20 protein-coding genes and 3 pseudogenes are annotated in these 19,796 nt (G+C 62.0%); 12 read left to right on the top strand and 11 right to left on the bottom strand.

Translation table 11 applies throughout. The annotated features are described in order from the left end of the window. The first annotated feature begins 61 nt into the window (after nucleotides 1-61). The gene (locus ACZ9IU_RS18030; RefSeq protein ID WP_038545342.1) at nucleotides 62-700 is read left to right on the top strand and encodes a 2-dehydro-3-deoxy-phosphogluconate aldolase; all 639 of its coding nucleotides are present in this window, start codon (nucleotides 62-64) and stop codon (nucleotides 698-700) included. Nucleotides 701-788: 88 nt separating this feature from the next. Next, on the top strand, nucleotides 789-1,505 hold the full coding sequence (locus tag ACZ9IU_RS18025) for a tellurite resistance TerB family protein (RefSeq protein WP_038545338.1): 717 nt from the start codon (nucleotides 789-791) through the stop codon (nucleotides 1,503-1,505). 103 nt (nucleotides 1,506-1,608) lie between these two features. Here the strand turns inward: ACZ9IU_RS18025 and ACZ9IU_RS18020 are convergent, their stop codons facing one another. Next, nucleotides 1,609-2,109 carry a YbjQ family protein gene (locus tag ACZ9IU_RS18020; RefSeq protein WP_051899811.1) on the bottom strand — a complete coding sequence of 167 codons (501 nt, stop codon included), beginning with the start codon at nucleotides 2,107-2,109 and terminating at the stop codon, nucleotides 1,609-1,611. A 142-nt stretch (nucleotides 2,110-2,251) separates the two neighbouring features. On the opposite strand from ACZ9IU_RS18020, the gene ACZ9IU_RS18015 reads away from it, so the two are divergent. From ACZ9IU_RS18015 to ACZ9IU_RS18005, 3 genes are all read left to right on the top strand, one after another. Beyond that, complete coding sequence (locus ACZ9IU_RS18015; protein ID WP_038545334.1) at nucleotides 2,252-2,962, top strand: GNAT family N-acetyltransferase; 711 nt, start codon at nucleotides 2,252-2,254, stop codon at nucleotides 2,960-2,962. After that, nucleotides 2,959-3,165 carry a hypothetical protein gene (locus tag ACZ9IU_RS18010; protein ID WP_038545330.1) on the top strand — a complete coding sequence of 69 codons (207 nt, stop codon included), beginning with the start codon at nucleotides 2,959-2,961 and terminating at the stop codon, nucleotides 3,163-3,165. Before ACZ9IU_RS18015 ends, ACZ9IU_RS18010 begins: the two co-directional genes overlap by 4 nt. Before the next feature lie 128 nt (nucleotides 3,166-3,293). Continuing rightward, nucleotides 3,294-4,379 carry an acyltransferase family protein gene (locus tag ACZ9IU_RS18005; RefSeq protein WP_051899810.1) on the top strand — a complete coding sequence of 362 codons (1,086 nt, stop codon included), beginning with the start codon at nucleotides 3,294-3,296 and terminating at the stop codon, nucleotides 4,377-4,379. A 14-nt stretch (nucleotides 4,380-4,393) separates the two neighbouring features. Here ACZ9IU_RS18005 and ACZ9IU_RS18000 read toward each other — a convergent pair whose 3' ends face one another. The 3 genes from ACZ9IU_RS18000 to ACZ9IU_RS17990 all read right to left on the bottom strand — a co-directional run bounded on the left by ACZ9IU_RS18000 (nucleotide 4,394) and on the right by ACZ9IU_RS17990 (nucleotide 7,109). After that, nucleotides 4,394-5,449 carry a nickel/cobalt transporter gene (locus ACZ9IU_RS18000; RefSeq protein ID WP_051899809.1) on the bottom strand — a complete coding sequence of 352 codons (1,056 nt, stop codon included), beginning with the start codon at nucleotides 5,447-5,449 and terminating at the stop codon, nucleotides 4,394-4,396. Next, the gene (locus ACZ9IU_RS17995; RefSeq protein ID WP_038545327.1) at nucleotides 5,443-6,087 is read right to left on the bottom strand and encodes a DUF1007 family protein; all 645 of its coding nucleotides are present in this window, start codon (nucleotides 6,085-6,087) and stop codon (nucleotides 5,443-5,445) included. The genes ACZ9IU_RS18000 and ACZ9IU_RS17995 overlap by 7 nt, the downstream gene beginning before the upstream one ends. A 371-nt stretch (nucleotides 6,088-6,458) precedes the next feature. Next, on the bottom strand, nucleotides 6,459-7,109 hold the full coding sequence (locus tag ACZ9IU_RS17990) for a LysE family translocator (RefSeq protein WP_038545324.1): 651 nt from the start codon (nucleotides 7,107-7,109) through the stop codon (nucleotides 6,459-6,461). A 124-nt stretch (nucleotides 7,110-7,233) separates the two neighbouring features. On the opposite strand from ACZ9IU_RS17990, the pseudogene ACZ9IU_RS17985 reads away from it, so the two are divergent. Beyond that, nucleotides 7,234-7,335: pseudogene (locus ACZ9IU_RS17985) on the top strand (IS5/IS1182 family transposase); the annotation flags it as partial. Between the two features lie 193 nt (nucleotides 7,336-7,528). On the opposite strand, the pseudogene ACZ9IU_RS17980 reads toward ACZ9IU_RS17985, so the two are convergent. The 3 genes and pseudogenes from ACZ9IU_RS17980 to ACZ9IU_RS17970 form a co-directional block, all read right to left on the bottom strand. Next, nucleotides 7,529-8,743 (bottom strand): annotated as a pseudogene (locus ACZ9IU_RS17980) (IS701 family transposase); the annotation flags it as partial. A gap of 72 nt (nucleotides 8,744-8,815) precedes the next feature. Beyond that, nucleotides 8,816-9,991 carry a glycosyltransferase gene (locus tag ACZ9IU_RS17975; protein WP_038545322.1) on the bottom strand — a complete coding sequence of 392 codons (1,176 nt, stop codon included), beginning with the start codon at nucleotides 9,989-9,991 and terminating at the stop codon, nucleotides 8,816-8,818. A 157-nt stretch (nucleotides 9,992-10,148) separates the two neighbouring features. Further along, nucleotides 10,149-11,044, bottom strand: a pseudogene (locus ACZ9IU_RS17970) (LysR family transcriptional regulator). A gap of 529 nt (nucleotides 11,045-11,573) precedes the next feature. Between ACZ9IU_RS17970 and odc2 the strand changes: the two are divergent. The 3 genes from odc2 to ACZ9IU_RS17955 all read left to right on the top strand — a co-directional run bounded on the left by odc2 (nucleotide 11,574) and on the right by ACZ9IU_RS17955 (nucleotide 14,345). Next, entirely contained in the window at nucleotides 11,574-12,707 is a 1,134-nt protein-coding gene (odc2, locus tag ACZ9IU_RS17965) for an ornithine/lysine decarboxylase (protein WP_038545319.1), read from the top strand. Nucleotides 12,708-12,828: 121 nt separating this feature from the next. Further along, nucleotides 12,829-13,398 (top strand): GNAT family N-acetyltransferase, encoded by a 570-nt coding sequence (locus ACZ9IU_RS17960; protein WP_038545317.1) that lies wholly within the window; start codon nucleotides 12,829-12,831, stop codon nucleotides 13,396-13,398. A gap of 281 nt (nucleotides 13,399-13,679) precedes the next feature. Further along, nucleotides 13,680-14,345 (top strand): OmpW/AlkL family protein, encoded by a 666-nt coding sequence (locus tag ACZ9IU_RS17955; RefSeq protein WP_051899807.1) that lies wholly within the window; start codon nucleotides 13,680-13,682, stop codon nucleotides 14,343-14,345. 169 nt (nucleotides 14,346-14,514) lie between these two features. Here ACZ9IU_RS17955 and ACZ9IU_RS17950 read toward each other — a convergent pair whose 3' ends face one another. After that, nucleotides 14,515-14,733, bottom strand: a complete 219-nt coding sequence (locus tag ACZ9IU_RS17950) for a tautomerase family protein (protein ID WP_038545310.1) — start codon at nucleotides 14,731-14,733, stop codon at nucleotides 14,515-14,517. Nucleotides 14,734-14,758: 25 nt separating this feature from the next. Next, nucleotides 14,759-15,499 (bottom strand): SDR family oxidoreductase, encoded by a 741-nt coding sequence (locus tag ACZ9IU_RS17945; RefSeq protein ID WP_038545307.1) that lies wholly within the window; start codon nucleotides 15,497-15,499, stop codon nucleotides 14,759-14,761. A gap of 100 nt (nucleotides 15,500-15,599) precedes the next feature. Here ACZ9IU_RS17945 and ACZ9IU_RS17940 point away from each other — a divergent pair, with 100 nt between their 5' ends. After that, a complete protein-coding gene (locus ACZ9IU_RS17940) occupies nucleotides 15,600-16,493 on the top strand; it encodes a LysR family transcriptional regulator (protein ID WP_038549608.1) in 894 nt (297 codons plus the stop codon). 6 nt (nucleotides 16,494-16,499) lie between these two features. Here the strand turns inward: ACZ9IU_RS17940 and ACZ9IU_RS17935 are convergent, their stop codons facing one another. Together ACZ9IU_RS17935 and ACZ9IU_RS17930 are read right to left on the bottom strand one after the other, a co-directional pair. Continuing rightward, the gene (locus ACZ9IU_RS17935; protein WP_038545302.1) at nucleotides 16,500-16,739 is read right to left on the bottom strand and encodes a hypothetical protein; all 240 of its coding nucleotides are present in this window, start codon (nucleotides 16,737-16,739) and stop codon (nucleotides 16,500-16,502) included. Further along, on the bottom strand, nucleotides 16,739-17,005 hold the full coding sequence (locus ACZ9IU_RS17930) for a hypothetical protein (protein ID WP_037077316.1): 267 nt from the start codon (nucleotides 17,003-17,005) through the stop codon (nucleotides 16,739-16,741). The genes ACZ9IU_RS17935 and ACZ9IU_RS17930 overlap by 1 nt, the downstream gene beginning before the upstream one ends. Nucleotides 17,006-17,425: 420 nt before the next feature. On the opposite strand from ACZ9IU_RS17930, the gene ACZ9IU_RS17925 reads away from it, so the two are divergent. Together ACZ9IU_RS17925 and ACZ9IU_RS17920 are read left to right on the top strand one after the other, a co-directional pair. Continuing rightward, a complete protein-coding gene (locus ACZ9IU_RS17925) occupies nucleotides 17,426-18,445 on the top strand; it encodes a serine hydrolase domain-containing protein (protein ID WP_038545299.1) in 1,020 nt (339 codons plus the stop codon). An 89-nt stretch (nucleotides 18,446-18,534) separates the two neighbouring features. Further along, nucleotides 18,535-19,692 (top strand): GGDEF domain-containing protein, encoded by a 1,158-nt coding sequence (locus tag ACZ9IU_RS17920; RefSeq protein ID WP_038545296.1) that lies wholly within the window; start codon nucleotides 18,535-18,537, stop codon nucleotides 19,690-19,692. Nucleotides 19,693-19,796 lie beyond the last annotated feature (104 nt).

Here is a 19,796-nt window from a genome sequence, read left to right as displayed (position 1 = left end):
GACGGGCTTGAGGGGTATCTCGGCCTTAAAGTTTTCAATCGTTTTCGCGGAGACCTGATCCATGACCGGCAAGACCGAAAAGCTGCTTTCCATCCTGAAACTGCAGCCGGTGGTGCCGGTGCTGATCGTTGATGACGCGAAGTCGGCTGTGGGCCTGGCGCGCGCGCTCGTCGCCGGCGGGCTGAGGGCGATCGAGATCACCATGCGCACGCCGGCAGCCCTCGATGCTGTCAGGGCGGTGGCCGACGAAGTCGAAGGCGCCAATGTCGGCGCCGGCACCATCCTCAATGCCCGCGACTACGAGGCGGCCGTCAAGGCGGGCTCGACCTTCATCGTCTCGCCCGGCGTGACCCCCGGTGTACTGTCCGCCGCCAAGGATTCTCCCGTGCCGCTGCTGCCGGGCGCTGCAACAGCCAGTGAAGTGATGACGCTGCGCGAAGCCGGCTACGAGGTGCTGAAATTTTTCCCCGCCGAACAGGCCGGCGGCGCCGCTTACCTGAAGGCGCTGTCTTCGCCGCTCGCCGGCACGCTGTTCTGCCCGACCGGCGGCATCTCGCTGAAGAACGCCAACGACTACCTGTCGCTGCCGAACGTCATCTGCGTCGGCGGCTCCTGGGTCGCGCCGAAAGAGCTGGTCTCGGCTGGCGATTGGGCCGACATCACCAAGCTCGCTTCGGAAGCGGCGGCGCTGAAGGCGTAGCCGCGACACCAGGCCGCTCGCAACCGGCCTTTGTAATTTGATGGCCGAATCCCTATGTCTCCCCGGAAACACAACAGGGAGATGTGCGATGTTCGACGCAAAGAAGCTTCTCGACCAATTTCTGGGGTCGCAGATTCCAGGCATGTCGGGAGGAAGCGTGAGGGACCGGGCAGGGCAGGCGACCCAGCTTGCCAAGAACAATCCGCTCGCCACCGGCGCGATTCTTGCGGCCGTCCTCGGCACCAAGACCGGCCGCAACATCGCCGGTAATGTCGCTGCGGTCGGCGGCATCGCGGCGATCGCCGGTCTCGGTTATCTCGCCTACAAGAACTATCAGTCGGGCAAATCGCCCGAAGCCGTGCCGCCGCCCGCACCGCAGGCCGACAAGCCGCTCCTGACGCCGCCCGCCGATTCTCCCTTCCATCCGCAGTCTTCCGATCTCACCAACGATTTCGCGTTGACGCTCGTGCGGGCGATGATCGCCGCCGCCAAGGCCGACGGCCATATCGACGCCGGCGAGCGCGCCAACATCATGGACAAGGTGCATGCCGTCGATCTCGGCGCCGAGGCGGAAGCCTTCATCGAGAACGAACTTGCCAATCCGGTCGATATCGACGACCTCGTCGCTGCCGCGCGCACTGAAGAGCAGAGGGTCGAGATCTACGCCGCCTCGCGCCTGACCATCGATCCGGACACCCGCGCCGAACGCGGCTATCTCGATCTGCTCGCCGGCCGCCTCGGGTTGGACGATGCGCTGATCGAGCATATCGACGCGACGGTATCGGCCGCGAAGGTCAAGGCGTAAACCGCGCCAGTCGTATGTCGTCAAACGGCTGCGCATCTTTCCGGTCTCGGTCCGCCTGATGGGTTAGGGAACAGGAATGGCGCGGCCGCCCGGCAGACTGCCGTCAGTCGGCGAGCTTGACGGCTGTACCGGTCGCCGCAACAAACAGGATGCCGCCGCCCCCTGCCATCGATAATTCACTGAAATCGATCTTGATTGCGATGATCGCGTCGGCATTCAGGCGGATCGCTTCGCGGCGAAGCTCGATCATGCAGACGGTCCGGGCGTCGCGGACGGCGGATTGTACCGTCTTGCTGCGGCCGCCGAAGAAATCGCGAAAATTGTTGGCGATATCCTTGAATATGCTGAGGCCCAGCGCCGTCTCGGCGCCAACGACATCGACGATGCTGTCGATCCGTCGGCCGGGAATTTCGCTCCCCGTCGTGATGATGATCTTGGCAAGGGCCGGATCATTCAGGTCTTCCGGGGAAATGATGCCGTTCTCGATCTTCTTGAATGCCGAAGCCATGCTTTCGGCCTCCGTCTTGGCGCGGCAGTCGCGGCAGATGCCGCCCCTGAGATCCGCGAACCCGAATTCCCGATTGCATGAGGTGCAGACCGCCATTGGACAACTCCCATGATGATCCTCGAAGGGAAGCAGACAGCGAGGATTGTGTCCATCTCAAAGTGCGGCGGCAGCCGTTGCCGTCCCGGTTGCCTTTCCCCTGCCGCTGGCCTAAGCCACTGGCACGATAGAAGAGGCTGATATGCGCGATCTGAGAAACTACAAAGTTGCCGCCCCCGCTCCGGTCACCCTCAAGGGGCGGTTCGTGACGCTCGAACCTTATGACAGGGACACCCATCTTCAGGCACTGTGGGACGGGTTCGGCGGCGCAGACGGCATCAATCCGCTTCTCAAATATTTCCCCAACGACGATTTTGCCGATGTGAACGCGTTCGGCGACTGGCTGGAAAACGCCCGCGTCCATTCGAGTTTCGTGACGCTCGTTTCGCGCGACAACGCGACGGGGAAAGTGGTCGGCATGGCAAGCTACATGCGGCCGGACCCGAAGAACGGCGTCATCGAGGTCGGCTCGGTCGCGCATGGGGCATCCATGAAGCGTTCGCCGCTGTCGACCGAAGTGCATTACCTGATGGCGAAACATGTTTTCGAAGGGCTCGATTACCGTCGCTACGAATGGAAATGCCATAACGACAACGAGCCGAGCAAGACGACGGCGCGCCGTTACGGCTTCACCTTCGAGGGCGTCTTCCGCCAACATCTCATCTCCAAGGGGGCCAATCGCGACACCGCCTGGTTCTCGATGATCGACGCGGAATGGCCGCTCCTGAAGGCCGCGTTCGAAGCATGGCTTTCGCCCGAAAATTTCGGGGCTGATGGCGCCCAGAAGCGCCGGCTCGAAGATATCCGCGCCGAGCTTGCCAAGGGAGCCGATGCCAAGGGAGCCAGCGCATGACGCCAGAAGCAAGGTCGCAGGCGATTGCCGCGGCGGTGATCCTCGCAGGCATCGGGCTGGTGATCTATTTCCTGCCGACGATCGTCATGTGGATAGCGCAATTTTCTCCGGTGCTCGCCGTCGTCATCGGCTCGATGCTGCTGCTCGGTTTCTTCGCGATCTTCTGGCTGAGGGCACGCTACCAGCGCAATCGCGGCCGCTGACCATCTCCGCCTTCGAGCGGGCGCAGTCCTAAGGCGTAGCCGCCTAGCCTGATGGCCGGATTGTGCAGTGTTCCCAACCCTGTAAGCTGCCTCGGTAGCCTGGTTTCCAGGTCCTGGAGGGTGCTGCGATGGCGGTGGGCGAAATCAGGTCGATGACGGGTATTCGCGGGGCGGCGGCCGTGTTCGTGATGGTCTACCATTTCGAGCTCGACAGGGTTCCGTCGGACGGGGCGTTCTCGACCTTCCTCAACCACGGCTATCTGTCGGTCGATCTGTTTTTCATCCTCAGCGGCTTCGTCATGGCGCATGTCTACGGGCCGTCGTTCCTGTCGGGCGCGTTCCGGTTCGGCGACTTCCTGTGGCATCGCATCGCCAGGGTCTACCCGCTCTATCTCGCCGTGACGCTGGCGTTCATCGCGCTCGCCTTCCTCAAATCCTCCGAGCTCGATATCGGACCGGACGTGTTCATCTCGAATGTCCTGATGCTGCAGTCGCTCGGCAACTGGCCGAGCATCGATCCGCCGGCGTGGTCGGTGAGCGCCGAAATGCTGGTCTACCTGCTATTCCCGGTGATCGGCCTGTTGTGTCTGAAGTCGAGCCGCATGGCAGCGCTGTTGCTCGGCATCGGCGCGATCCTCGCGATCCTGATCCTGACGCTTGCCGCCTCCCTTCATTATATCGGGTCGACGATTTCCAAGGGTCTGCTCGATCTCATCGCCGCACCCTTCACCCTGATCCGCTGCCTTGCAGGCTTCACCCTCGGTCAGCTGGTCTGGCGGCTGCACAACGACCCGGCCGTCGCCGCCTTCGCGGCGCGCACGCCGGTGCAGATCGGTGTCGGGCTTCTGGCCCTGGTCGCGCTCACTCAGCCGGATTGGGATTTTGCGATCTATCTGCTGATCATCTCGCTGCTCTTCTGCCTCAGCACCGATCGCGGGCTGTTCGCGGATTTCTTCGCCTCCCCGCCGATGCATTTCCTCGGCGACATCTCCTTTGCCGTCTATCTCACCCACTACCGGGCGCTCGGCGTCTGGGCCATGGTGGAGGGGAGGCTCGGCAATGCGGGCTTCGTGCTCCGTAACGTGGTTGCGACGGTGGTGACGAGCATGGTGGTGATCGGCGTGTCATGGCTGTTGCATGTGGCAATCGAGCGGCCCTGCCGGCAATTGATGCGCAAGGGCAGCCCGGCCATGGTGCGTAAACGCGCGGCCTGAAAGGGGCAGCGGCGTTACACCTGCAGCGCAGCGCCGAGCAGCGACAACCCGACCAGCAGCACGAACAGTGCGCCGCCGATCTCGATCGCATGGGAGATCCGCCGTCCCGTGCGCGAGCCGGGACCGGCGAAGCGGACCGCGAGATCCTTGGCGGTGACCGCAAGCGTCGCAAGAATGGTGACAGTGATCGCCGTGCCGATCGACATGGCGAGGACCGACAGCACGCCGCCGAGATAGAGGCTGTTCAACAGCGCAAAGCTCATCACCAGGATCGCGCCCGAGCAGGGACGCAGCCCGACGGCAATGATCGCCGACCAGGCCTCGTGCAGGCTGAAATCCTTCGACTTCAGCAGGGCGGGATCGGGCATGTGGCTGACGCCGCAAGTCTCGCAATAATCGCCGGTTCCCTGATAGTCGTGATCGTCGATCTCGACCGCCTGGAAATTCAGCCCGGTCGGCCCGCGCCCGTTACCGGCGGGGGCTGCGACGGGCAAGCTGACGACGCGCATCCGCAGCGCCCGGATCTTTTTCACCAGCAGCCAGGCGCCGAACAGCGCGACCATGGCGAAGCTGGCAATCTCCATTGCCTGGGTCGCCGCCGTCATGGTGATGCCCGAGCCGCGCAGGAGGAGATAGGCCGCGCCGACCAGCAGCACCGCCACCAGGCCCTGTAGCAGCGCGGAGATGAAGGAGATGACGACGCCGCGCCGGAGTTCGATCTCGTTGGCGATCATGTAGGAGGAGATCACCGCCTTGCCGTGGCCAGGACCTGCGGCGTGGAAGACGCCATAGGCGAACGACAGCCCGATCAGGCCGGAGAGCGCCCAGGGATCCCCGCGCATCGCCTTCAGCGAACCGGTCAGCGCCCGGTAGAAGGATTGCTGGTAAAAATTGATCCAGGCGAAAAACGGACCGAGCGGCCCGCCGACCGAGAATGAGGGCTCGGCCGAACCGACGCCGAGCGGCGATTGCGCATGCGCCGACCCCACCGTCAGGATGCCGACCGCCGCAACAGCGAGAAGGGCAGGAATGACGACGGAAGGGGAAAGGGCGCCGCGGGTCTTCAGCATGTCAGTTCCAGTCGGGTGGCGAAAAGTTTCGACATGTCGGTGCCGGTCGGATCGTTGAAGAAGGCATCGGTCAGCGACGTGGTATTCTGGGAGATAACTTCGTCGGGGTCGGGACGCACCACCTTGTGCTGGCAATGGGCAAAGCCGTCGCCCTTGACGATCAGGTCGCCGTCGGTCGGGAAGTCGATCGAGGTGTACATGGAAGGATCGTAGATGCCGAAGGCCAGCCGGCCCTTGAGCGGCACCGGTTTTTCGGGCTTCACCGCAAACAGGACCAGAAGCTGGTTGCCGTCGAGCGAAACGTGGATCACGTCCGGCTTCTGCACCCCGATATTGGCGCCGTTGACCGTGATCGTCGTGAAATAGTGATAGTCGGCCAGCGACTTGCGCATCACCTCGCCGAGCGCCGCGAGTTCCTTGGCGTCGAGCTTCAGGTCGGTATTCTTGTCGAAATCGAGCAGCACGCTGGATGAGAAGACCTCATCGAACCGCCAGACATTGTGCAGCTCCGCGACGTTGCCATCGGTCCCGGCCACCACTTCGAGCCGCGCCTCGGCAAAGATATGCGGATGGGCGAGTGCGGGGAGCGGAACGCAGGCAGCCGCCAGTGTGGCAATGGTCAAGACTCGATATCGCATTCGCCCTATGGCTCCCGGTTCGTCCGCCCCTTGCAGTGCAGCGCAAATGAGACGGAATTTCGACTCGAACGGGACCCAAGTCTAGGGTCACGCACTCTCCTTGCTTTCGTCAAACTCGCTTCAGCCAAAATCCGGATGCGCTTTAGGAGTCGGTGACCTAAAGCGTGCCGCGATCCTTCGGATTCGCTCGACACCCTTCAAGTCTTTGTTTTACGCATGTCGTTATCGCAAAACCGCTGCACACTTTTGCGCGACATGCTTTGGGCCGTGAATCCATAAACGCGAACGGCTATTTGATGACGTGCCGTCGATTCCAGATCGTTACCGACTGGCCGGCTGTTTAGGATGACTTCCAGGGGAAGACGGGTGGTCTATTTCTTATGATTGCCAGCAAAAGCGGCCGTCAAGCCAAGGCCGATATACACGAAACCACTGACCCAGCGTTCAGCCTTCAGATACACGGGACTGCGCTTCAGCCATTTGCCAGCCGTGGCGGCGGCAAGTGCGTAGGAGCTGTCCGTCAGAATGCCAATCGCTGTGTAAACAATCCCGAGAAAAGCGATCTGCATTGCCACATGGCCACGGTTGACCTCAACGAACTGAGGCAAGAAAGCCAGAAAGAACAGCGCTGTCTTCGGATTGAGGAGGTTAACGATAAAGCCCTCACGAAAGAGGCGCATGCGGCTTCGCGTCGGTAAACCGCCTTCGACGTTGGGAATGTCCGAGGGGCCGAAAAGCTTCTTGAGGCCAAGCCAGATAAGATAGGCCGCGCCGGCATACTTCACTACGCTGAAGGCTAGCGCGGATGACGCCAGGAGCGCCGACAACCCCACGGCGGCGGCGACGACATGAACAAGCGTGGCCGTATGGATGCCAAGGATCGAAACGAGCCCGGCAGAGCGACCCTGCTCGACCGAGCGCGCGAAGATGTAAAGAACTGCCGGTCCCGGCACGAGAAGCAGCACCAGTGTGGCGCTGACGAACAGGCTGAGATTCGTTGCGCCGGGAATCACCAAATCCATGATTGTCTTGCCCCGTTTTCTATTGCACTAACAATAGCATTGGGCTGCCTCCAATGCGAGGTCGTTTTCTGCTTGGGTGCTTTTATGCTTTCAGGATCGCGCCGATTTCTGGTTCGAGGCTCACATGAGCCGATATGGCCTGACAGATTTTGAATGGCGCATGATTAAGCCGCTATTACCCAACAAGCCACTAGGCGTGCCTCGCGTCGACGACCGCCGAGAACTTTATCGCGATGGTCCAACTTGCCTCGATCCGCCTGTGGCTCCGAGTTTATGAGTTTACGGCCTAGCACTACTTTGGCAGAATTGATCTTGAGGTCATTTGGAACCTGATACGGCAGTGAGGACATCGTTGTGGTAGATGGTGGTTTGAGAGCGCGGCTATGACGGCGCGTCGGATAGCTGGCAGTGTCGGTTTAGGCGGGCCGCGTCTGTTCCTTTTTTTCCCGCTTTGCCTTGTATAGGCGCTGATGTTGCAGGAAGGCATAAGCGATCATGGTCATCAGCGCGTGTCGATGAAGGCCTTGCCATGATCGGCCTTCGAAGTGATCGAGACCGAGTTCTTCCTTCATCTGCTGATGAGCCTGCTCGCAGACCCAACGAGCTTTGATGGCCGCCGCCAGTTGCTTCAATGTCGCTGCGGCCGGCAGATTGGACAGATAATATTTGCGTTCGTCGTTTGAGCGCCACTCGCCAACCAGCCAGGCTTCCTCGCCCGGCATATGCTGTTGCCCCTTGTCGAAGATGCGTTGTGGGCTGCCATCAGCGATCTGAATGCGCAGGGCAGCAAAGCGCGCGGTCAGTCGGCCTTTGGTGCCACGCCGCCAGCTGAGTTTCGTCCACGTCGAGGCCGCCAGCATCGTTTCGGCGGCTGTCGACAGCGTATCGGGGATGGAATGTTTGCGCGGCCGTCCATGACCAGCAACAGGAAAGATCAATGCGACATCATGGGGATACACCTTCTGATGCTTGGGAATGCCGACGGCCCAGGTGAGACCCCGGGCACTCAAACCCTGGCGAAAAGCGGCTGACAGACCATAGCCTGCGTCCGCAAGCACGGTACCAAACCGGACACCTGCGGCAATCAGCCGATCGATCTCGTCAAGCGCGATCTCCGGTTTGGTGCGGGATATGCGCGACAGCTCGGGAACGCCGGCTTTTGCCATTCTGTTCTGATCGCTGGTCCAACTCTCGGGCAGGAACAGCCGCAAACCCACCGGGACAGGGACCTCGTCGCGTGCCAGCGTCAGTGACACCAGCGTCTGGCAATTGGCGCGCTTGCCCAGCATCGATGCATATTGCGGCGCGACCCCTACCGAGTGGTCGCCCTTCTTCGGAAGGCCAGTATCGTCGATCACCAGAAATGCATCCGGGCCTCCGACTATTCTATCAGCCTGCACGGCCAATTCCGCCTCAAGCGGACCGGCGTCCCAAATGCCATCCGAGATGAAATGATGCAGGCGATCGTAGCGATCAGGCGCAAGCCGCTCCGCCATCGGCTCTATGCTTTTGCGATCACCAGGCCCAATCAGACCCGAAACATAGATCGGGCACATCTGCCGCCGCTTCTTGTGGCCAAGCTTCTCAACGAACGGCTTCAGCCATTCCGTCAGTGCAACATCTTGCTCTGCCATCCTTCGCACCCCTGTTGAAGTGCCAAAGATCGCCGACCATCGTTAACCGAGGATTAATCTGCCAAAGTAGTGCTAGTGCCTGGTCAGATTTTCCAGATGCTCCATGCGTTTGCGGAACTGGCTTTCGAAGTCCCACCCTCGCGCGAACCGAAGCGCGTTTTCGGCCCGCTCCACAATGGATGCGCGGTCTTTGTCGAGGGCGGCCAATCGATCGGCCATCGCCCTGATATCGCCGAGCGGGGCGATCCAGCCGGCTTTCGATTCGATCATCAGCGCCGACCACATGTCGTTGTCGTAACCGGCGATCGGAACGCCGCAGCCCATCGTCTCGATATAGGTGCAGGAGGGATCGGACTGTCTGTGGCAGCTGAGGAAGATATCCGCACCGGTTCGCGTCAGCGGTACGAGTTCCTGCTCGAAATCGACCGGATCCTTGAGGAAGACACAGTCCTGAAGCCAATGCTTGTGGATGTCGGCGTTGATCGCGGCGGAAAGGCTTCCCTCGCCGTAGATCGTCAGGGTGAAATCGACGCCCCTCTCGTCAAGCAGCCTGGCGATCGGAACGAGGTCCTGCACGCCCTTCATCGGTTCGAGCCGTCCCGAATGAATGAGCCGCAACGGCTCGCCGTTCTGGAGATGCCGTTTTCGCGCGCTCATCTCCTGCGGCGTCGCGAACATTGCCGGCTTCATGCGGTTGTCGAGGTAGAGGAGCTGGCTGCCGCACATGTCGTGATAGGCCGCGTGGGCCGGGTAACCGTTTGCCTGGATGCCGCGGGCGGCGCGGAAGGCGCGCTTGCGCTTGTATTCCTGCATCACCGTCCAGGCCATGCCGTAGATTTTCCGCGGCAGGCTGCGGGTGTCGTCGAGCGAGATGATCTGCAGCCGGGTCTGATGGGTGTATTCGATCGAGTAGACCACCGCGCTCTTCGCTTGCCGGATTACCGCCGGCGGCAGCAGGTCCAGATAGGAATCTCCCGATAACAGCGCGAGGTCGAAGTCGGCGAGATGGTCTGCCGAGACCCGTTCCTCCGGCTCTAGAATCCGCACCCGGAAATCGAGGTCGCCGATATCGTAGCGACCGCCGAAAGGTATGTCGGTCGCACCGCGGCGGATGAAGCAGGTGACCGGCCCGGACCAGTGCTGCACATGCAGGGCCATGCCGGAAACGAACTTCTTGTCGAGCACCAGCTTGCCGTTTTCGGCCTCGATCACCGGCGCCGACACGAACATCGCCAGGCTTTTCTGCATGGACCTCGATCCTCCGCGATGCCGGGACTTTCGCACGCTGAGCCGCACTATGCGGATCGAAGCCAAGCTCAAGCAAGCCGGCCAATAGGTCGACCAGCCGGGGAGGCGTTACCTCATTCGCCGTAGGGACCGGCGAGGCGCCGGGCAGCCGGATCGATCAATGCTGGCGGCGGAACCAGGTGTGGAGAGGAAGTCGACGAAGCTCCTGACCTTGGCCGGCAGGTAGCGGCGATGCGGATAGACCGCATAGATGCCGCGGTCCTTGGCAATATAATCGTCGAACAGCGTCACCAGTTCGCCCGACTGGATCGAGGCATTGGCGATGAAATCGGGGATGATCGCGACGCCGAGGCCCGCGCGGGCGGCACGCAACGTCGCCTGCGGGCTGTTGATCTCGACCGGGCCGCTGACGGCGACCGAAATGGTCGAGCCGTCCTTGTCGGTGAAGCGCACATTGTTGTGCCAGCGGGAATTGGTGTCGATGATGAAGGGGACGCGGTTCAGGTCCTGCGGGTGTTCGAGCGGGCCGTATTTCGCGACGAAATCGGCGGTCGCCACCGTATAGACCCGGAAATCGGAGAGCTTGCGGGCAATCAGTCCGGAATCCTCCAGCTTGGTGATTCGGATCGCGAGGTCGAAATTCTCCTCGATCAGATCGACAAAACGGTCCTCGGCGACAATTTCCAGCGACACTTCGGTGTGGCTCTTGGCGAAATCGATCAGCGACTGGCCGACCTCCGCATCGACGAAGGTGCGAGGTACGGAAACGCGCAGGCGTCCCTTGAGATCGGCGTTGTTCTCGCGCACGAGGTCGGCGAGATTGTCGATTTCCTTGAGGATATCGGCGGCGGTCCGGTAATAGGTGTGCCCGGCCTCGGTCATCGAGAACTGGCGGGTGGTGCGATTGAGCAGCAGGGCACCCAGATCGTCTTCCAGTTCGCGCACATATTTCGACAGCAGCGCCTTCGACCGCCCGGTCCGCCGGGCTGCGGCTGAAAAGCCTTCTGCTTCAACCACATCGATGAAGGCCCGCATGCGGGTGAGAGTGTCCAAATGTCGCCCCTTTTAGTCTGGTCGATCCTAGTTGGGATTTAGCACGGAATTGTGCAATGCGAAATTTTGGTGAGGGGCAAAAAAACTCTTGATTATGACCGCGAATATTCTTATCTCCCGGTCAGCCCAAAGTCGCACGTGCCCGTGGGTGTCCGCCGACCCTCTATTTGGTGAGGTCATCGGTAAGGTACCTGGAACTAACCCCTCCAGTCGCTATTCCGGCCATCCGGGAAATGCGAGGACATCTGAAGCAACGACGGTGCGGGCCTTTTTGTTCTCTCCCTGCTTTCCATCAGCGGGGGTTACTGAAGAGGCACACCATCATTGCCGGAAGTGCGGTAGGGACCTCCCTCCAATCCATGGCAGACAAAGCCGGATCATTGTTCGTGGCAGAGCGTTGATCCACTTATCGCGCGTTTGAGCGTGTTCACGGTACCGGTGTCTCCACCAACCGGGCTGAACGCATTCTCATCCGTCCTTTGTCCTCCGGTTCACAGCCGGAGCTTTGAGATTTTGAAGGGACTGATCGATGACCACTGCTCGCATCCTTGACTTCATCAAGACCCAGCGTCCCGAAGGACCGTTTCTTGTTGTCGATCTCGACGTCGTGCGCGACAATTTCACCGCCTTCCGTCATGCACTGCCGGACAGCGCGATCTATTATGCGGTCAAGGCCAACCCGGAACCGGCAATCCTGAAGCTGCTCGCTTCGATGGGCTCCAACTTCGACTGCGCCTCGGTCGCCGAAATCCAGATGGCACTCGATGCCGGCGCTTCCGCCGACCGCATTTCCTTTGGCAACACGATCAAGAAGGAGCGCGACATCGCACGCGCCTTCGCGCTCGGCGTCGGCCTTTATGCCGTCGACAGCCATGAGGAAGTCGAGAAGATTTCCCGCGCCGCCCCCGGTGCGAAGGTATTCTGCCGCGTGCTGACCGATGGCGAAGGCGCCGAATGGCCGCTTTCCCGCAAGTTCGGTTGCGTGCCGCAGATGGCCGTCGACGTGCTCGTCTACGCGCACCAGATGGGTCTCGAATCCTACGGCGTGTCCTTCCATGTCGGCTCGCAGATGACCAAGGTCGATGCCTGGGATGCGGCTCTTGCCGATGCCAAGCGCGTCTTCGGTTCGCTCGCAAAGCAGGGCATCGTTCTGCAGATGGTCAACATGGGCGGTGGTTTTCCGACCAAGTACCTGCGCGACGTGCCGTCTGCCGAAGCGTACGGCAAGGCGATCTTCGCTTCGCTGCGCAAGTATTTCGGCAACAACCTGCCGAAGACGATCATCGAGCCGGGTCGCGGCATGGTCGGCAATGCGGGCGTCATCAAGGCTGAAGTCGTCCTCGTGTCGAAGAAGTCGGACAACGACAATCACCGATGGGTCTTCCTCGACATCGGCAAGTTCGGCGGTCTCGCCGAAACCATGGACGAGGCCATCCGCTACCCGATCCGCACCGAGCGGGACGGCGACGAGATGGAACCCTGCGTTCTCGCCGGCCCGACCTGCGACAGCGCCGACGTGATGTACGAGAAGAACATGTATCCGCTGCCGGTGACACTCACCATTGGCGACGAGGTTCTGATCGAAGGCACCGGCGCCTATACGACGACCTATTCGGCCGTCGCCTTCAACGGCTTCGACCCCCTGAAGGCGTACGTCATCTAAGGCGGCTTCGCCTGCCTGACTGGCGTCATCCAATACCGCCGGCCCCGTAACCAGCCGGGGCGGCAAATTCACAATTCCTCTTCATCGCCGCTGATAACGGTATTGGGTACGGGAGGCCACGATGGCCGCTGTTCTTGATTCTGTGCGCGCATTCTTTGCGCCCAATTCCACTTTCGCCATCGACGCCGAAACTCCGGCCGACGTGGTCGCCCGCGAAACCCTGCTCGACCGCGCCATGGGCCCGGATCGTCGCAAAAAATCGTCGGAAAAGATCCGCCGCAACCGCGTGCCGGCCGAAGGCCTTGCGATCGTCGCCCGTGACGGCGCCGGCCACGTGATCGGCACCGTGCGGCTTTGGAACATCGAAGCCGGCATTTCGTCCGAAGGCCAGGCGATCGATGCGCTGCTGCTCGGCCCGCTTGCGGTCGATTGCGCTTATGAAGGCAAGGGCATAGGTGCTGCGCTGATGCGTGCGGCGATCACCGAGGCCCACAAGCGCGGCCACGGCGCGATCCTGCTGGTCGGCGATGCTGCCTATTATGAACGGTTCGGTTTCTTCGCCGACAAGACCCGGCATCTCGTCATGCCCGGCCCCTTCGAGCGTTCGCGTTTCCTGGCGCTCGAACTCAAGGCCGGCTGGCTGGAAGGTGCCGCTGGCATGATCGTCGCCAACGGGCGCAAGCTGGCCTGACAAAGGCCGAGTTTTCGGCCCAAGGCATTCAGCACTCAAGGCCTCGCGCCCCGACGATCTGCCCAAACCCCGTCTCCTCGGTGGAGCACTCCCGTGGGAGCGCCCCCAAGGGGAGGCGGGGTTTTTCGTGCGACAAATTCTCCCTTTCAGGCCGCCGTCGTGCATCCGCCGGCCGCGGTTGATCCTGATCAATCCGACTCTCGCAGCCTGCTCCTAAGCCTCTCCTCGCAAGATCAAAACGCAAGCAGGAGAGCTTACATGAACACGAACGGGGGCGGCATCTGAGATGGATCGCAGGCGCGGGTGCGGCTTTTTTCGCATTCGGGGCGGCAGCGGCGGATCTGACGCCGGCATCCGTCGCCCCGGTGGCGCAGGAGGCCGCTACCGGCCAGAGCCCCTGGCAGATCCGCGTGCGCGGCTTGGGCGTCATCACTGAGAACCGCGGTTCGGTCAACGGCGTGCCGGGTTCGGACCTGTCCTTTTCCGACTCGGTCATCCCCGAACTCGATATCAGCTACTTCTTCACCGACAATATCGCCGCCGAACTGGTCCTTGGCACGACCTACGCGAATATCAAGGAAGACGGTGCCGTCGGCGTGCCGGTCGGCCGCGCCTGGCTTCTGCCGCCGACGCTGACGCTGCAATACCACTTCACCGATTTCGGCGCATTCAAGCCCTATGTCGGTGCCGGCGTCAATTATTCGCTCTTCTACAACCAGTCCGAAAAGCCTGGCTTCCACAATCTCGACGTCGAGAATCACGTTGGTGCAGCCCTTCAGGTTGGCTTCGATTACATGATCGACCAGCACTGGGGTGTGAACTTCGACGTGAAGAAGATCTTCATGGAGACCGACTGGAAGGCCGATCACGACGTGCTCGGACCGCTGAGCGGCAAGGCAAAGATCAATCCCTGGCTGATCGGCACAGGCGTTACCTACCGGTTCTAGAAAAACCAACGAGGGCGGTAGGGACGGGGCCGGCGCCAGAACAGGTGGCGCCGGCCTTTGTTTTTAGGGCTTCAACGCATGCAGAGCGGCGGTGTCGCGTCGACAACGAATATTAGCCAGTCACTCCCGCCCGGTGGGGGACCAGGTGAGAGCGTGAGCGTCCGATATTTCAAGCGCCGTCTTTGGCGCGATAGGCGTCCGGGATCACGAAAATCTCGTCGGCGCGGCCGTATCCGCCGTCCTTGACCTCCTCGATCAGCACCATTGTGTGGGGCCGCGCGGCCTCGCTCATGTATTCGACCAGCATCTCGGTCATGCGGTGGACGATCTCCTGCTTCTGGGCCTTGCTGAGTGCGGCTTCGGGCGTCTTGATGTTCACGAATGGCATTGTTCTATCCTTTGGTTTTGGTGTTTCAGATCATGCCGCCATTGGCGCGCAGCACCTGGCCGTTGACCCAGCCGCCGTCCGGGCCTGCGAGGAAGGAGACGACGGTGGCGATCTCCTGCGGCTGGCCGAGGCGGCTGAGCGGGATCGATTTGACGATGTTCTGGACCAGTTCGTCAGACTTGTCGGTCATGAACATCTCGGTTTCGACAGGGCCGGGCGCGATCGCGTTGACGGTGATCCTCCGCCGCCCGAGTTCCTTGGAGGCAACGTGGGTCATCGCTTCGACGGCGGCCTTGGTGGCGGCATAACCGCCATAGGCCGGCCCGTAGACACCGACCACGCTCGACGAGAAATTGATGATGCGGCCGCCGTCGCGCAGCCGCTTGCCTGCCTCTCGGATGCCGCGGAACGTGCCGGTCAGGTTTGTAGCAAGCTGAAATTCGAAAGTCTCGTCGTCCATCTCGGCGAGCGGAGCAAGCCGCATCACACCGGCATTGTTGACGAGGATGTCGGCACCGCCGAAGTTTTGCTCCGCGGCGTCGAACAGCGTTGCGGCGGCGGTCGGGCTGCCGACATCCGCCTGCACCGCGACGGCCTTGCCGCCACCCGCCTGGATCTGTGCGACGACCTCGTCGGCGGACTGCCGGCTGGTCGCGTAGTTAACGACGACGGCGATGCCGTCTTCAGCGAGGCGGAGCGCGATGGCTCTGCCGATGCCCTTCGAAGCGCCGGTAACGATCGCGACGCGTTGTCCGTTGATGGTCATGGGATCTCTCCTTGGTTGGTGGACAGGAGATATTGCTGACACCGAACAAGAACAATTGCCGATGAATTGACATCAGAATTCGCCTGTGGTGAACAAGGTCATGGATCGTCTCGACCGCATGCAGCTCTTTGTCCGGATTGTCGAACGGCGCAGTTTTTCCGCTGCGGCCGCGGATCTCGGCCTTGCCCGTTCGACCGTCACCGAAGCGGTCAAGCAGCTCGAGGAGGGGATCGGCACGCGGCTGCTGGAGCGGACGACGCGCCACGTCACTCCGACGCTGGACGGCCGGGCCTTCTACGAGCGTTGCCTTGCGATCCTCGCGGAGGTGGACGAGGCGGAGAACATCTTTCGGGACGCGCAGCCGCGCGGCCTGCTGCGGGTCGATGCACACGGGTTCCTGACCCGCACCTTCCTTTTGCCGCGCCTTCACGAGTTTCTTGACCGCTATCCGCTGCTGGACCTGCAGATCGGCCAGGGCGACCGGCTGGTGGATCTCGTTCGCGAAGGCGTGGACTGCGTCATCCGGGCGGGCGAGATCGACGACAGCGGGCTGATCATGCGCAGGCTCGGAACCATCACCGAAATCACCTGCGCCAGCCGCGCCTATGTCGAGAAACATGGGCTTCCGAAATCACCGGATGCGCTGGAGGGGCATTTCGCCATCGGCTTCCTGTCGTCGCGCACCGGCCAGATCATGCCGCTCGAATTCATGGTCGGCGACGAGGTGCGCTACGTCACCCTTCCGAGCCGGCTGACGGTCAACAATTCCGACACGATGGTCGATCTCGCCCGCCGCGGTTTTGGCCTCATGCAGGCGCCGCGCTATCGCCTGCAGCGGGATATCGACGAGGGCGTGCTCGTCGAGGTGCTTGCCGATTTCCCGCCGTCACCGACACCGCTTTCGGCGCTCTATCCGCAGAACCGCCAGCTCTCGCCGCGGGTGCGCGTCTTCCTCGACTGGACCGTCAAGGTGTTTGCCGAAGCGGGACTTTGAGGTGTCTTACGGCCGATAGATCGCCTGCAGCTTGGCAAGGTCGGCGATCTTCAGTTCCACGGGATCCAGGTCGTCACGGGAAGGCTTGAACCATGCGGCCGCCTCCTGGATGTGCCGGCCATAGGGTTCCGGATACATGCTCAGCCCCAACACCCACTGGCGGACGATTTCGCGGTCCATGCGGCCCGAGGCATAGCGGTCGTGCATGGTCTTGGCGGATGTGGTGAGGTCTTCGACATTCTTCATCAATGTACCGCGGGATTGGGTTCGGGTTCGCCGAAGAAGGAGCGGATGCCGTCGCGCTCGACAGTCGCCAGGAACTCGTCGAAGGCCTCACGGTCGGTCGGAAACGGCTCTTCCCAGGTGGTGACGTCATCCTCTTCGGTGATGACTTCGAGCGTCCAGTCGCCCTGGGTGCCGGCAGGGCGGTAGATATCGACCAGCACGGTAATGCCGTCGTCGGTGAATTCGCCGGCAAGTTCAGAATGTTCGGTCTTGGGTGCCTTGGCCATGTCCTATCCGATCGTATAAACGGCTGTCCCCGCGCTGCGGGTCCGGTCCAGTGAGGGAATCGGATACGCAACGATCAAGACGGTCGGGATGGTCCAATACACTGCTTTCTGTTTTCGCTCCACCGTGGATGAGAATGGCTTTTCGGGAATGGGGTGTCGCGGCTGTCGCTTTGCCCCTCATCCGCCTGCCGGCACCTTCTCCCCGTCAGGACGGGGAGAAGGATATGTGCCGCGACGTCGCAGTTTCCCTCGCCCCGCTTGCGGGGAGAGGGTGCGCCGAGCGAAGCGGAGGCGGGGTGAGGGGCAAGCCGCATATTCGGTTGTCCATGTGCGGGGAAATGGCTTCACGTCCCATCATCTCTGCGTGAATCCACCCTTTCCGCCATAGTCTCGGCCGCCTGGCCGTCCTAGCTTCGCTGCATGATCACACGCCGCGCAACTCTCCTGTCCCTCCCTTTCGCCTTGACTGCGGCCCGCGGCCTTGCCCAGGTCCCTGTTCCGCAGCCGCCGGTGACGCTCGATACCGTGCTCGGCGGCGCGGCGGAACTGGAGCCGCTGAAGGTCGTGCTCGTCGCCCGCAATGGCGAGATGCTTGCCGAGCGGGCGTTCAACGGTCATTCGCTGAGCGCTTCGACCAACATCAAATCGGCCTCGAAATCGATCATCTCGGCTTTGACGGGCATCGCTATCGACCGCCGGCTGCTCGAGAGGCCGGACCAGAAGATCGCGCCGATCCTGAAGGCCGACCTGCCGGCAGATCCGGATCCGCGCATCCACGCGATCACCATCGGTAACCTGCTTTCGATGCAGGCCGGGCTCGGGCGGCTGTCGGGGCCGAACTACGGCCGCTGGGTTGCGAGCCGCAACTGGGTGCAGTTCGCGCTCGCACAGCCGTTCGACGACGATCCCGGCGGTTCGATGCTCTATTCCACCGCCTCGACGCATCTGCTCTCGGCGATCCTCACCAAAGTCGCCAAGAAATCGACGCTGGCGCTGGCGCGCGAATGGCTGGAGCCGGTCGACGGTTTCCGGATCGGGTCCTGGGAACGAGACCGGCAAGGCATCTATTTCGGTGGCAACCAGATGGCAATGACCGCCCGCTCGCTACTGGCCTTCGGAGAACTCTACCGCCGCGGCGGCAAGACGAAGGACGGCCGCCAGGTCGTCTCGAAGGACTGGATCGACCAGTCCTGGACGCCGCGCACCAATTCGCGCTTTTCCGGCGACGGTTACGGATACGGCTGGTTCCTGCGCAATATCGGCGGAGAGGAGGTCAAGTTCGGCTGGGGTTATGGCGGGCAGATGCTCTATATCGTGCCGTCGCTCGGCGTCACCGTGGTGATGACGTCAGACGAAAGCGGCCCCTCAGCCCGCAGCGGTTATCGCGACGACCTGCACAACGTGCTCGCGGAAATCATCGGCGCCGTCCGCGTCGTTTGAAGCCAGTTCGAATAAACTTGAACGACCGGACAAACCGAATCGTAACCGCCCAACGCTATTATGCCCCGCGTCGCCATTGGGGGTGTTTCATGCTGGATCTGCGGACGATTTATATCGTCTCGGCTATGACCTGCTCGGTCCTGGGCATCGTCCAGATGATCGCCTATTCCAGCGGCCGGTTCGAACGCTGGCTGTTCTGGTGGAGCGCCAGCGGCATCGTCATCGGAGCCGGCTTGTTCAGCGTCGGTCTGCGAAACGTATTGCCGGACGTCGTCTCGATCCTGATCGGCAACAACCTGATCCTGGTCGGTTATCTGCTGCTGATCGTCTCCGTCCGTCTTTTCGGCGGTCGTCCGGCGCGCTGGGGCCTGAGTTGGCTGATCCTTGCCGTTCTTTCGACGCCGCTGATCCTCTTGTGGCGGGACGATGCCAGTACCGCGCCGCGCATCGCCATCTTCTCGCTCGTCTGTGCCCTCGGCGATCTCCTGGTGATGCTGGAGGGTATTCGCCTCGCACGGCAGGAAAGGCTGCGGTCGGCATGGCTGGTCGCTGCGATCTACATGCCGACTGCCGCCATCTTTGCAGCGCGCGCCCTTCTGGCGGTGACGGGCTGGATCGGCGAAGGCGGCCTGTTTGCCTCCGGCAACGGCGCCGATGCCTGGCTTGGGCTCTGGGCGGCGCCTTTCCTGGCATTGCGAAGCATCGTCATCAATCTGATGGCGGCCGAACGGGCGGGAAACAAGCTCACCCATCTGGCGGATCGCGACGCCCTGACGGGCGTGCTCAACCGCGGCGGGCTGATGCGCTGCTATGCCGGCCTGGAGGTCGGGCCGGTCGCCCTGATGTTGATCGACGTCGACCGTTTCAAGCAGCTCAACGACACGCATGGTCATGCGATCGGCGACGAAGTGCTGCGGCGGTTCGCATCCTCCGCGTCTCTGCACCTGCGCAGCCACGACCTCTTCGCGCGGCAGGGCGGCGACGAGTTCGTGATCGTCCTCAAGGGATGCCCGGTCGAGAAGGCAGTTGAGACTGCCCAGGAGATCCGTGCCGCCTTTGCCGCTTCCCTCGCGGAAATGGAGGGCCTTGTCGTGCAGCCGACACTCAGCATCGGCGTGGCGACCGAAATATGCGGCCCCGGCGACCTCGAAACCCTGCTGCAGCGGGCCGACCAGGCGCTTTACGCGCGCAAGCGCAACGGCCGCGACGGCATCGATACGTTCGAGGAAGACCGCCACGCGGCGTGAATGAGGGGATGATTTCGCCGCGGCGAACGGAAATTCCCTTTTCGTTTGAAGCAAATTCCCGTTGAAAGAATTCCCCGGCATCCCCGCCTGCGCCGGCGCGGTTA

The sequence above is a fragment of the Mesorhizobium sp. USDA 4132 genome (genome assembly GCF_056279545.1).
The sequence above is the reverse complement of the archived record's forward strand: the minus strand, read 5'-3'. Positions and strand labels throughout refer to the sequence as shown.